Origin of the sequence: Vibrio sp. OPT41 (assembly GCF_015163595.1) — a bacterium.
GTDB lineage: Bacteria > Pseudomonadota > Gammaproteobacteria > Enterobacterales > Vibrionaceae > Vibrio > Vibrio alginolyticus.
The window spans coordinates 199,462-211,508 of sequence record NZ_JADDYH010000014.1 but is presented as its reverse complement, the minus strand read 5'-3'; the positions used below and the strand labels follow the sequence as shown (position 1 = coordinate 211,508).

Sequence of the window (12,047 nt, the reverse complement as noted above, 5' to 3'; positions counted from 1 at the left end):
CAAACCCGCAGAGTCAGGGCGAGATTCAACCGATCTGACAAGAAAAGAAGCCACCGTGACACTAACCCAGCTAATATGGGATGGCTCAGCGACACTTAATGATATGGATCGAACAGCAGCTGATGCTGAATCGGTCCGTTATCAACTTCTAGCTGATGCCCAAGACACCGCTCTAGAGGTCGCGAAAGTTTATTTAGACTCAGTAAAAGCTTATGAAATTCTTACACTTTCCGAGAATAACTTGAAAGTGCATAAGAAGATCTATGAAGACATTAAAAAGCGAGTTAACTCAGGTATCGGTTCTACAGCAGACCTAACCCAGGTAGAGGCTCGTTTAGCAAAGGCTCATGGTAACTTGGTGGCAGCTCAGAACAACTTATATGACAGCCACACCACCTTTACACGCCTTGTCGGACAGTCACCACAAGGATTGATTTTCCCAAGAGCGGACCAAAACTTTATTCCCTACACCATCGATGAAGCGATTGACTTGGCATTCGAGTCACATCCAGTAATCAAAATTTCGGTAGCTGATGTGGACTCTGCAAAGTTCCAATACAAGCAATCTAAGGGAACTTACTACCCAACGATATCGGTAGAAGCGGCTCAAACATGGCGTGATGATGCAAGCGGTATCGAAGGAAGCAGCGAAGAGACAACAGCAATGTTACGTATGCGTTACAACCTCTTTAACGGTGGTAGTGACGTAGCCAACGCTGAAAGTTTTGCCTACCAACTAAATAAAGCAAAAGACCTAAGAGAACGTGCATACCGCCAAGTAGAAGAAGGTCTTCGTCTATCTTGGAGTGCGTTAGATTTAACACTTCAACAAAAAGAGTTCCTAGCGGATCACGTAGATTCGGCCTCAGAAACTGTCATCGCCTACGAAAAGCAGTATCGCATTGGAAAACGCACTCTGCTGGACTTGTTAAATACTGAAAACGAACTTTTCGAAGCGAGAAAGAACTACTTGGATGCTCGATACTCAGAGCAGTACGCCAAGTACCGCGTTATGAACGCGACTGGCCAATTGTTAAATGCCTTGCGTGTCGATGTACCTACAGAATGGAATGAAAAGGTGGAGTACTGATCATGAAACCAGTGAAGATTCTATTTGCATTGGGTATGCTCGCCATCACTCAACACGTTGTTGCTGAAGACGAATATGAGTATCGTCCTGTACCAAATGCAGAACAAATAGCAGATTTGCAAGATGACGATAACGATGGTGTCATCAATGCTCGAGATATGTGCCCAGGTACACCTGAAGGCTCAGAGGTCGACAACGACGGTTGTGGAGAATACATTAAAGCATCAGATAACATGCAAGTGCGGATACTTTTTGCTAACGACTCTGATGAGATCAATCCAGTCTTCAGAAGACAAGTCCGAGAGCTTTCCGACTTTTTAAAAGAGTACCCTACTACTTCGATAGAGCTGCACGGCTATGCTAGTAAAGTTGGTGGTTCAAAGCATAACCAAGATCTTTCTGAAAGACGAGCACGCAATGTCCGTGAAGCCCTACTAAGCTACGACATCGAACCGAGTAGAGTCCGCATTGTTGGTTTTGGTGACACTCACTTAGCACAGCAAGGGACCGATGAAGTCAGCCATGCTTTAAATCGTCGAGTAACCGCATCAGTCGTTGGTTACAAAGGCGAGATAAAAAGAGAATGGACAATATTCACAACTCTTCCAGAAAGGTAAAGTACCTGTTTTTGTTTGCTCTGCAAGCACAAAGCAAACAAAAACGAGTGAATACTTAACCTCAGAAAAGGAGCTTCGGCTCCTTTATTTTTACTCATTTCGACAACCGTATTATGCTTTAGGAATCGGCACTTTAGTGTTACTCTAGCCACGTCATAACAACGAGAGTTTTGAAATGAGCAAACTTACATCAGATATCCAAGCGAACCTTGACCTTTTTGTTGCAGAAACGAAAGAAAACCAATTGGTTTGGGGTTTACGCAATGAAGAAGGTTGGCTATCTTGCGATTCAACTGAATTCGAAAACAGCGAAGTCATGCCTTTCTGGTCTTCTAAAGAAGATGCAGAAGCACATAATGTTGAAGAATGGGCAGATTTTACTGTACTAGAAATCCCATTAGATATCTTTGTTGAAGATTGGCTTTTGACTCTTGCTGAAGATGGTGTTCTTGTTGGAACTAACTGGAACGATCAGTTAGAAGGCAAAGAAATGGAGCCTCAAGATCTAGCAAAGCTTTACATTGATTAAAGATTTCTGACCTCAACTTTATGTTGAGGTCTTTCTTTTTTATGCCTCTTCTTTCAATATCTCGACCAAGTGCATAGTTTTACTACTCTTTTTCTTAGTACACCCAACTTAATCACAACGCTGATGCGTTAAAAGCGCTATGATAACTCAACTTTAAAGGCACCTTAAATTAAAGGCTCGTTTAAACATGCGCGTGCTCTATCCCTTGCTTGCGTCACTTTTGCTCACTCCAGTATATGCAAGCGACACTCAAGATATTGAACCAAACCAAAATATCACACAGTGGCACTCTGTCTACCAAACCACACTACGAAGCAACCCTGAGTCGGCATTGAGCATGCTTCAAGATCGCTACCATACAGCGAAATCGGACAGCGAAAAGCTCTACGTAAGTGGATTGATTTATGAATATATGTCAAACATAAATCAGCCTTACTACGGCAGCAGTCAAGTCTTAGACAACCATTTTTCTCAATTAGAATCAGAATATATTCTTGCCTTAAATGAACGTAAGCATGGTAGTTACGAGGCCTCAGTAGATAGATTTTCTTCTTTGCGACAGACAATGAAGAAAATATCCGATTCCGAAGGCAAGGCTCTGATGAACTATCAACTTTGTTATACGCTGAATCAACAAGGTCGTTATCACAAAGCAAACTTTTATTGCTCATCCATAGAGAGCCACTTAAATCATAAGCATCAAGAAAACTTCCCTGTTGATCTTGCTTTGCGCGTGGTAGCAAATAACTACAATTACCGTGGTGACTATGAAAAAGCCTTAAGTTTGTATCGACAGTTGATGGCCAACATGTCGACGCAAAGCGATCCTTCAGGGATTTACAATGACATCGGCAATTTACTTGCAGAGCTGGGGCAATTTGAACAATCAGAGCAATATCTCATTCAAGCCTTACTGGTTCGCCAAGATGAAGGGACACCTCTTGAAGTTGCGCAAGTCGAACATAGTCTAGGAGCGATGTACAGAAAATCCAAAGAACTCGATAAGTCCATCAGCCACTACAAAAATGCATTAACGATTCTCGAACAACTTCATTATCCATACGGGCAAGGGTTGACCTATTTAGGGTTATCTGCTGCTTTGGCCGATTCTGGGCAATTGGATACCGCGGTAGATTACATTGGAAGAGCATTAAACATTGCCCAAACTTATGAGAATACGCACCTTGAAACAGAGGGTCATTTGGCTGCTGGATTGGCATATTTAAAGAACCATACACCCGAAAAATCGATTGAACACGGTACAATTGCGTTAAGATTAGCGGTAAAAAACGCTAGGCCCTTATTGCAAGCGCAAGCCCAATTACTCCTCTCAAAAGCATACCAAGCTCAAAATGATTACAAAAAGGCGCTGGAGCATCACAAGGCCTACTCGACGATTGAACTAACGAACCGAGATGCGAGTAATATCAAGGCGTTAGAGGCACTAGATCTCACTAAAAAAGAGTATGAATATGATCTACAAGTCGCGCAGTTGAACAACGAAACTCTTCTAAGTCAGTACCAGTTTGAAAAACTCACAGACCAACAACGCACTTATAATTTTGTTGTTTTCTGTTTATTGATTCTCCTCGCTCTGGCATTGATGGTTCAGCGACAAACACGCTTAAAAGCCAAAATAGACAGCTTAACGTGTGCATTAAACAGAGCGGCAATTATAGAGACGATTAAAAGCCACACCTCCAAAGCGGAAGGAGACTTCCGCTACGTTCTAGCATTAATCGATCTAGATGACTTTAAGGCGATTAATGATCAGTATGGTCATCCGACTGGCGACTTAGTACTACAACAGGTATGCAAAGCGCTTAAAGCTAAACTTAATAAGGGAGAGTACTTGGGTCGTTTAGGTGGAGAAGAGTTTATCTTGCTATTGAAAAACGTCGATGAGATTGACGTTCCCTTTAGAATACAAAGTCTGCATAAAACAATTTCAGAAAAGAGTGTACATTCGCTTAATAACCATCAATTGAATATATCTGCGAGTCTGGCCTATCTATCAACCTCAATGCCACTCACCAACTTTGATGAGCTCTATTCGATATTAGACCAAGCGTTATACAATGCTAAGAAGCAAGGAAAAAACTCCCTTGTGGATGCATACAACGAGCCGATGAGTTTAAGTGCTGAGTATATTCTCTAATAAAACCAAACCACCAGCGTAGTGGTTTGTTATAGGTGGAAGCATCAGTAAGACATTCAGATGCAACACCATCATCAAGGAGTCTTTGTGCCCAAGGCAAGAAAAAACATTCAGTCTCTAGAGCGAGGTTTTCTAATCCTCGAGTTGCTCTCGATGAGTGAGTCTCCCCTATCATTACAGACGATCAGTAATGCGATCCAGTTAAATAAGACGACTGTTCACGGGTTACTTGCGACTCTACACTCTCTTGGATATGTATCCAAACACAACCATAGCTACAGCCTAGGGTTTAGATGCTATGAACTGTCTAAGCCGATTGAACAAAAAAACGAAGCTATCCGACAACATTTTGTTCCATTGCTGAAAAAAATGGCCCAAATGACTAACAACACTGCTTACCTCGCTGTACAAAGTGGCGCTAAAGAGTACTTGTATATCGATGCTATAGAGCAGGATAACCCTCTTACTATCCGTAGCCCGAGAGGGAAACGAGAAGGACTCACAACATCTGCGATCGGCAAGGTTTTTCTTAGTTTTGATGATGAGCTTCGCCGAACATTGCGCCTTGAAAGCCAAATATCCCCCACGTTAGAAACTGAACTTAATCAGGTTGTATTATCAGGTTACGCACTCGATTTAGAAGAGGCAGAGCCAAACCTCAATTGCTTAGCGATCCCCCTTTACTTGGATGGTAAAGTCGTTGCTGTTGCAGGTGTTAGCGGTGCTGCCTCCGAACTGACGGTCACTAGGCTAAAACACTTTGCCAGCATCTTTCTCAAACTTTAAGATTTGACAATGTCGAATCCTAGGCCATTTTTGTACTGTTTTGATTACATGCTTATACGTCGCCTCTAATATAGTCGTTGTTCAACTCAACAACGTAGGAGAAGCGATGTCTACTGTATTAATCACTGGCGCTAACCGTGGCTTAGGCTTGCAATTTGTCCGCCACTACCTTGGAAAAGGTTGGCAAGTTATCGCAACTTGTCGTTCACCAGAAAATGCTAAGCAGCTCAATGAACTAGTAACCCAACCCAATCAACTTCAACTGATGGCTCTAGACGTCACTAACCAACAAGATATCGATCAGTTAGCCACTCAATTAGCGGATCGTCCGCTCGATCATTTAATTCTTAATGCAGGTGTATTAGGCGAAGAGTGTGCAAAGCTTGGCGAAATGACCCAGAAAAAATGGCTAGAAGTACTAAACATAAATACCGTCGCACCTGCCCTGCTAATTCAAGCCCTACAAGACAACGTTGCGAAAAGTCAGCACAAAACCATCGTGGGAATCTCAACCCGAGTTGCGAGTTTAAGCGATAACAGTTCAGGTAACATGTACAGTTATCGAGCATCTAAAGCAGCGCTTAATCAGGTTCTAGTATCAGCAGCACGCAATCTCGAATCGCAAGGAGTAAAAACTGTCGCAGTTCATCCCGGCTGGGTAAAAACCGATATGGGCGGTGAGGACGCAACCTTTTCTGCCGAGGAAAGTGTTGCAGGCATTGTTTCGGTCGCAGAACAGCTAACACTTGAGCAATCCGGAAGCTTCCGCGTATTTGATGGCTCTACAATCGAATGGTAACTGTTCTCTAAATGACGTCTCCCGGCCAAATTGAAGGCCGGGAGAATACAGTAAACTAATAGGCCAAAAAGATAAAAGCTCGCACTATCGTCAGACAAGCGAGCCGTTATCGTCTATGGTGTTGTACTACCGTCAAACGCTGAGGAAGTCAGCGATTGCAGAGGTGTCATTTAGACAATGATTTCCTGTGAAACTCACTCAATCATCCCACTCAGGCGCTAGCCCTTCAGGGTTTACTTCGCGGCCATTTCTTTCCAACGCATCTATCTTTGCAATCGCCTCTTCACTCAGATTAAGTTCAAGTGCTTTCAGGTTACTTGCTAAATTCTCTCGTTTAGTTGAAGACGGGATCACCGCGTAACCTTTTGACAAAGCCCAAGCAAGCGCGACTTGAGCTGGCGTGGCCTGATAGTCCTCAGCAATACCTGCAATAGTTGGGTCCCCAAGTACTTTCCCATATGCCAAGGTCATGTAAGACGTTACCTGAATATCGTTTTCCTGCATGAAGCTGACCAACTTACGATTTTGCAAATAAGGGCTAAGCTCGATTTGGTTAGTAACAATATTCTCTTTACCGACCACTTCTATCGCTTGTTGCAACAAGTCAATATTAAAGTTGGATACGCCAATATTACGGGTTAAGCCTTGCGATTTAGCTTCAAGTAATGAAGCCATGTATTCGTTCAAGTTATTGTTATTGCCAGGCCAGTGGATCAAGGTCAAATCCACATAATCTGTATTTAGCTTTTCTAAGCTCTCTTTTAGACTTGGAATGAGTTGTTCCGTGTTCATGTTATCAACCCAGATCTTGGTCGTAATGAATAGCTCATCACGTGCAATACCGGACTGTGTCAATACTTCACCGATTTCTGCCTCATTACCGTAAATCTGTGCAGTATCAATTACGCGGTAACCCACTTCTAACGCATTACGGACTGAATCCTTAACTACTTCACCCTCTAAACGAAACGTGCCGACGCCAAATGATGGTACTTTCATCTAAATCTCCTGAATTATCGATTTTATAGTTGATTCGAAGCAAAACTTTACGCCGCAAGAAACTTTCCGTAAAGTTAACAATACTCAAATCTAATTTGAAATATATTCAACAATGAAAGCTACTCTAGATGAAATGCGCACCTTTATGGCCGTGGTCGATACGGGTTCAATCAGCTCTGCGGCTGAACTGTTATCGATGACCGTCTCGGCGGTGAGTCGATCGGTATCTCGGCTAGAAGCCAAACTCGAAACGACCTTGTTAAATCGCACAACCCGTAAGTTAGATGTTACTAATGAAGGAACGATATACCTCGATAAAGTCAGACATATTGTAGAAGCAGTAGAGAATGCCGAAGCACAACTGAAAAGCCAGAAATATAAGCCTTCTGGCCTCCTACGAATAAACGCAGCTACCCCCTTCTTACTGCACGTACTAACGCCGCACATTGCTAAATATCAGAGCTTGTATCCAGAAGTCGAAATCGATCTCAATTCCAATGAGGAAAATATTAGCCTTTTGGGAACAAAAACCGATGTTGCTTTTCGTATCGGTGAGCTACAAAACTCAACCATGCGCGCGATATTTCTTGGTAAAAGTCGGATTCGAATCGTCGCGAGTCCAGAGTATTTAAGACAACATGGTACTCCAACCTCAATAGATCAGTTACTCAATCACAAGCTACTTGGATTCAACAAGCCGGAGTATCTTAAGGAATGGCCGATCATGGATGATAAGAACAAACTTCTGCGTATTATGAGTAGCCTAAGATCTGATAATGGCGAGACGCTAAGATGTTTAGCCTTACATGGTGCGGGGATAGCTTGCCTGTCTGACTTTATGACCTACTCTGACCGACAAGCTGGTCGCTTAGTGGGCGTGCTTAGTGAACACACGCATAATGTCGAACAGCCAGTTCATGCGGTGTATTACAAAAATGCCAGTACCTCACGCCGGATCAGCTCTTTTATTGACTTCATCAAGCAAGAAATCAAGGTAGAGAACCACCAGTTCCTTTAAAGACCACCGCTGTTTGTGGCAAAACACTTTTGTCTTTTTGCCGCTTTTTCTCACAACAAAAATCTCATAGTGTCCTGAATATCAGGGAGGCACCTTGCCTCCTAGTACTCAAAGTAATAGTCAGGCTTCATAATGCATAAAGATTTAAGTAACAGATTCACCATCGGTGTTGAGCTCCCCCTAGATAATGACTGGACCCAAGAAGGCCAGACAAAACGCCTGCTCCAACGAAAACCATTCGGCGTACCAGACATGAGTGCACATAAACAGCGTATTATGTTAGCCGATAAGTTAGGCTTTAACGTAGCGTGGGTGAGAGATGTCCCGTTGTACGACCCTAACTTTGGAGACGCGGCACAAATTTATGAACCGTTCAGTTATCTTGGCTATCTCTCTGCGTGCACCGACAACATTCTACTAGGGACAGCAGCGATAGTATTACCGTTAAGACAACCTTGGCTAGTGAAAAAAGCCGCTGCGACCATCAACGAGTTAAGTGGTGACCGCCTGATACTCGGTGTGGCTAGTGGAGACCGCCCTAGTGAATATCCCGTTTTTAATGCCAACTTTGACAGCCGTGGCTCAGCTTTTCGAGAAAGTGTAGAGATTTTGAAAGATACGCAAAATGATAAACTGGGTAACGATCTACAGTTATTACCCGAGTTTGCTGATATTCCTATCTATGTCGCAGGGTTAGCGCAGCAAAGTCCACAATGGATAGGAGAAAACCTAGACGGCTGGCTCGCCTACCCAGGCACACCTGATGATCATGAACACCGCGTTGCACTTTGGCGCTCCGTAGCGGGAAACAAACCCTACGCCAGCTTTATTCATCTTGATTTAGTCGATAACCCAAATGCACCAGTCGTTCGGCATCATTTTGGTATCCGGGCCGGAGTCAATGGCTTGAGCGATGAGCTCGAAAAAATGCAAGAAGCAGGAGTCAATCACATCGGGTTGCATTTCCGTCGTAATAGCCAACCAATTGATAAATCAATGGAACAGATCGCTCAGTACGTGTTGCCACGCTTTAACTAAGATCAAATAAAAATATGTGCCACCTTACTAAGGGGTGGCACGCTAGGCTTGGCAGTTGGAAAAACAAAAGCTGCAATAACGACAAAATTCTTTTGTTAAAACAACAATAATAGTGTTATTTTAAAGTAAGTCTTGGTTGAATAAAGTCGATGAACGCGGAAATACGCTTAGAGACTGAAGAAGATTTGTAGAACACAGCATTGACCTGTTCTCGTCCAGTATTTGTGATTTTTTCCGATTCAAACAATGCCACTAACCGTCCAGAATCAAGATCATCTTTCACCATAAAGCCAGATAAACATGCAATGCCGTTCCCTGCCAGCACTAACTGTCTAACCGTTTCACCACTGCTGGATAGGATATCAGGCTCTATCATCTCAAACCCTCGTAATGGCCACTGATTTAACACTTTAGCGCCAGAAAAACCGATCAAGTTATGACTGCGCAAATCGCCCACCGCTTCAGGGAAACCTCGTTTAGATAAATAACCAGGCGTGGCAACGATAAATAGTGGGCTTGTTCCTAAAGGTTTAGCATGCAGTGTTGAATCCGATAATCGTCCAATACGTATCGCCACATCGGTTCTTTTTTCCAATAGATCCACAAAACCCTCATTAGAGGTAAGATCGAGTTGAATATCAGGATAAGCCTCTTTAAATGGCTTAATTAACGGCACGAGTTGATGTAAAACAAATGGGCTAGCGGCATCAACTCTTAAGCGCCCCTTGGGTAATTCACCTCGTGTGATGATCTCTTCTTCAGCTTGCTGTATTTGTAGTAAACCTAAGCGAACCGCTTCAACAAACTGATGCCCTTCCTCAGTAACTTCCACTCTGCGTGTCGTGCGATTCAGCAAGGTTACCCCCAACTGTGATTCAACTTTACTAACCGCACGAGATACCCTAGCGACTTGAATACCTAGTGCATCAGCAGCGGAAGAAAATCCACCACTATCCACAACTGCCATGAGAATCTCTAATTCATCTGATCGGGTTAACATTTCATCCCCTTTCTTAACTGCGCATTTTAATCATTTATAACAAAAGTATTTTGTAATAAACACCATTTTTCGCAACGAATAACTCTTTAATAATACACGACATGGAGACGGGCTATTCGTTTATCCATTCATATTCAATGATTTTAAGAGAGAGTTGTTATGCCTTTAGCTTTACTTGCATTGACGCTTAGCGCCTTTGCTATTGGAACCACGGAGTTTGTAATTGTCGGTCTGATACCGACTATGGCCTCCGACCTCAACGTATCATTACCTTCAGCGGGTCTTTTAGTTAGCCTGTACGCACTTGGTGTCGCGGTTGGTGCTCCCGTTTTAACAGCGCTGACTGGTAACTGGAAAAGAAAGTACGTTCTGCTTTCTGTTATGGCACTGTTTGTTCTTGGCAATCTGTTAGCCTGGCAAGCACCTGGATACAACACACTAGTTACAGCAAGGATACTGACCGGGCTTGCACACGGTGTATTCTTTTCGATCGGCTCGACTATCGCCACTGGCCTAGTGTCAAAAGAAAAAGCCGCTAGCGCAATTGCTATTATGTTTACCGGTCTCACCGTAGCTCTAGTGACGGGCGTGCCACTTGGCACCTGGATTGGCCAGACATTTGGTTGGCAGGCAACCTTCCTAATCGTCGCGATCCTTGGAATCATCGCACTGATAGGAAGCGCTCTGCTAGTGCCGAGTAATCTGAAACAACCACCAGCAACCAAGCTGTCATCGCAAGTAAAAGTCTTGACTCAACCTCGTCTACTTTTGGTGTACGCAATCACCGCGCTCGGTTACGGTGGTACGTTCACAGCCTTCACTTACTTGGCTCCTATTTTGGAAGAAGTTTCGGGGTTTGGCTCTAGCGCTATCAGCCTAATTATGTTGGTTTATGGTGTATCAGTCGCATTCGGCAACATCTGGGGCGGAAAGATGGCCGACTCTATGGGGCCAATCAAAGCTCTGACAGCGATTTTCTCGGGCCTAATTGTGGTATTGCTCGTGTTTAGTGTCACAGCATTTAATCCAATTTCTGCAGTAGTGACCATTCTTGTCTGGGGTGCGTTTGCCTTTGGTAACGTTCCAGGGCTTCAAGTTTATGTTGTCAAACTAGCAGAGAAATATTCACCTGATGCAGTCGACGTGGCTTCTGGTCTCAACATTGCTGCATTTAACGTAGGTATTGCACTGGGTTCTTGGGGCGGTGGCCTTATCGTGGCCAATGCTGGGCTGATGCACACACCTTGGATTGGCGCGATCGTAGTATTAGGTGCTCTACTACTAACCCGTTTCAGCGGAATGCTAGACAAGCGTGGAGAGCAGCACGCAACGGCACACTGATTCACGTTCCAAATCGATAAAAATCACTTAAATTAGCCCGGCATTACGTCGGGCTTTCAATACAGAGTTCAAATACACCATTGACTGAGGTAGAAAGTTTATTCTACCCTTAGGTAAAACAAACGTTCTACCTGGTGTATCAAATAGTGAAAGAAAAAATCGCAGCAAGCCTAGAAAAAGCATTCAGTCAGTATGGCTTCGCCGAGCCTAGCGTACCCCAACTCAAAAACGCCTGCGAAGTCAGCCTGAGAACCCTGTACAAATACTACCCCTCCAAGGAAGCGATGATTGTTGCAGCTCTCGAGCATCGCCATCAAAGGTATTTGAGTTTTTTGCTCGAAGACGCCCCTGCCAATGGAACACCGGCTGTATTACACCTATTCACTCGCCTCGAGGATTGGATGAAGGAGTTTGCACCGAATGGCTGCATGTCCATCAATGCATTAGCAGCCTATCCAGAAAATCTATCAATTAATCAAGCAGTAAAACAACACAAATTGGCGGTCCGTCAGCTTATGGGCCAACTAAGTCAGCGAGAAGACCTCGCAACCACACTCTTCTTGTTACATGAAGGTCTATCCAACGCATGGCCGGTTCTCGGTCACGCTGCCTTTGCATCCGCTGAACGCACTCTGCTAGAACTAATGAAGGAGAACAATCAATGACCACAAT

The 12,047-nt window shown here is 43.8% G+C and carries 12 protein-coding genes; 10 read left to right on the top strand and 2 right to left on the bottom strand.

Features of this window, described 5'->3' with window-relative positions; translation table 11 throughout:
• The 6 genes from IQP38_RS04700 to IQP38_RS04675 form a co-directional block, all read left to right on the top strand.
• Positions 1-1,090: TolC family outer membrane protein (locus tag IQP38_RS04700; RefSeq protein WP_228009988.1), on the top strand; the 1,090-nt coding region annotated here is incomplete at its 5' end.
• 2 nt (positions 1,091-1,092) lie between these two features.
• Positions 1,093-1,707: an OmpA family protein gene (locus tag IQP38_RS04695; protein WP_005377354.1), complete on the top strand. Its 615-nt coding sequence runs from the start codon at positions 1,093-1,095 to the stop codon at positions 1,705-1,707.
• A 175-nt stretch (positions 1,708-1,882) separates the two neighbouring features.
• Entirely contained in the window at positions 1,883-2,236 is a 354-nt protein-coding gene (locus IQP38_RS04690) for a DUF2750 domain-containing protein (protein ID WP_005377352.1), read from the top strand.
• A gap of 187 nt (positions 2,237-2,423) precedes the next feature.
• Positions 2,424-4,394: a diguanylate cyclase domain-containing protein gene (locus IQP38_RS04685; RefSeq protein ID WP_193837355.1), complete on the top strand. Its 1,971-nt coding sequence runs from the start codon at positions 2,424-2,426 to the stop codon at positions 4,392-4,394.
• A gap of 87 nt (positions 4,395-4,481) precedes the next feature.
• Positions 4,482-5,180, top strand: a complete 699-nt coding sequence (locus tag IQP38_RS04680) for an IclR family transcriptional regulator (protein WP_017635969.1) — start codon at positions 4,482-4,484, stop codon at positions 5,178-5,180.
• 106 nt (positions 5,181-5,286) lie between these two features.
• A complete protein-coding gene (locus tag IQP38_RS04675; RefSeq protein WP_054577009.1) occupies positions 5,287-5,979 on the top strand; it encodes an SDR family oxidoreductase in 693 nt (230 codons plus the stop codon).
• Between the two features lie 198 nt (positions 5,980-6,177).
• On the opposite strand, the gene dkgB is transcribed toward IQP38_RS04675, so the two are convergent.
• Positions 6,178-6,978 (bottom strand): 2,5-didehydrogluconate reductase DkgB, encoded by an 801-nt coding sequence (dkgB, locus tag IQP38_RS04670; RefSeq protein WP_053304418.1) that lies wholly within the window; start codon positions 6,976-6,978, stop codon positions 6,178-6,180.
• A 112-nt stretch (positions 6,979-7,090) separates the two neighbouring features.
• Between dkgB and IQP38_RS04665 the strand changes: the two genes are divergently transcribed.
• Together IQP38_RS04665 and IQP38_RS04660 are read left to right on the top strand one after the other, a co-directional pair.
• Positions 7,091-7,996: a LysR family transcriptional regulator gene (locus tag IQP38_RS04665; protein ID WP_017635966.1), complete on the top strand. Its 906-nt coding sequence runs from the start codon at positions 7,091-7,093 to the stop codon at positions 7,994-7,996.
• A 132-nt stretch (positions 7,997-8,128) separates the two neighbouring features.
• A complete protein-coding gene (locus IQP38_RS04660) occupies positions 8,129-9,034 on the top strand; it encodes a TIGR03571 family LLM class oxidoreductase (RefSeq protein WP_017635965.1) in 906 nt (301 codons plus the stop codon).
• Positions 9,035-9,149: 115 nt separating this feature from the next.
• Here the strand turns inward: IQP38_RS04660 and IQP38_RS04655 are convergent, their stop codons facing one another.
• A complete protein-coding gene (locus IQP38_RS04655; protein ID WP_017635964.1) occupies positions 9,150-10,034 on the bottom strand; it encodes a LysR family transcriptional regulator in 885 nt (294 codons plus the stop codon).
• Between the two features lie 159 nt (positions 10,035-10,193).
• Here IQP38_RS04655 and IQP38_RS04650 point away from each other — a divergent pair, with 159 nt between their 5' ends.
• Positions 10,194-11,375: an MFS transporter gene (locus IQP38_RS04650; RefSeq protein ID WP_017635963.1), complete on the top strand. Its 1,182-nt coding sequence runs from the start codon at positions 10,194-10,196 to the stop codon at positions 11,373-11,375.
• A 143-nt stretch (positions 11,376-11,518) separates the two neighbouring features.
• Positions 11,519-12,040, top strand: a complete 522-nt coding sequence (locus IQP38_RS04645; RefSeq protein ID WP_053307056.1) for a TetR/AcrR family transcriptional regulator — start codon at positions 11,519-11,521, stop codon at positions 12,038-12,040.
• Positions 12,041-12,047 lie beyond the last annotated feature (7 nt).

Excerpts from the sequence above, each read along its gene's own strand:
- IQP38_RS04695 (WP_005377354.1), top strand. The coding sequence starts at position 1,093 with ATGAAACCAGTGAAGATTCTATTTGCATTGGGTATGCTCGCCATCACT.
- IQP38_RS04690 (WP_005377352.1), top strand. The coding sequence starts at position 1,883 with ATGAGCAAACTTACATCAGATATCCAAGCGAACCTTGACCTTTTTGTT.
- IQP38_RS04685 (WP_193837355.1), top strand. The coding sequence starts at position 2,424 with ATGCGCGTGCTCTATCCCTTGCTTGCGTCACTTTTGCTCACTCCAGTA.
- IQP38_RS04675 (WP_054577009.1), top strand. The coding sequence starts at position 5,287 with ATGTCTACTGTATTAATCACTGGCGCTAACCGTGGCTTAGGCTTGCAA.
- dkgB (WP_053304418.1), bottom strand. The coding sequence starts at position 6,978 with ATGAAAGTACCATCATTTGGCGTCGGCACGTTTCGTTTAGAGGGTGAA.
- IQP38_RS04665 (WP_017635966.1), top strand. The coding sequence starts at position 7,091 with ATGAAAGCTACTCTAGATGAAATGCGCACCTTTATGGCCGTGGTCGAT.
- IQP38_RS04660 (WP_017635965.1), top strand. The coding sequence starts at position 8,129 with ATGCATAAAGATTTAAGTAACAGATTCACCATCGGTGTTGAGCTCCCC.
- IQP38_RS04655 (WP_017635964.1), bottom strand. The coding sequence starts at position 10,034 with ATGTTAACCCGATCAGATGAATTAGAGATTCTCATGGCAGTTGTGGAT.
- IQP38_RS04650 (WP_017635963.1), top strand. The coding sequence starts at position 10,194 with ATGCCTTTAGCTTTACTTGCATTGACGCTTAGCGCCTTTGCTATTGGA.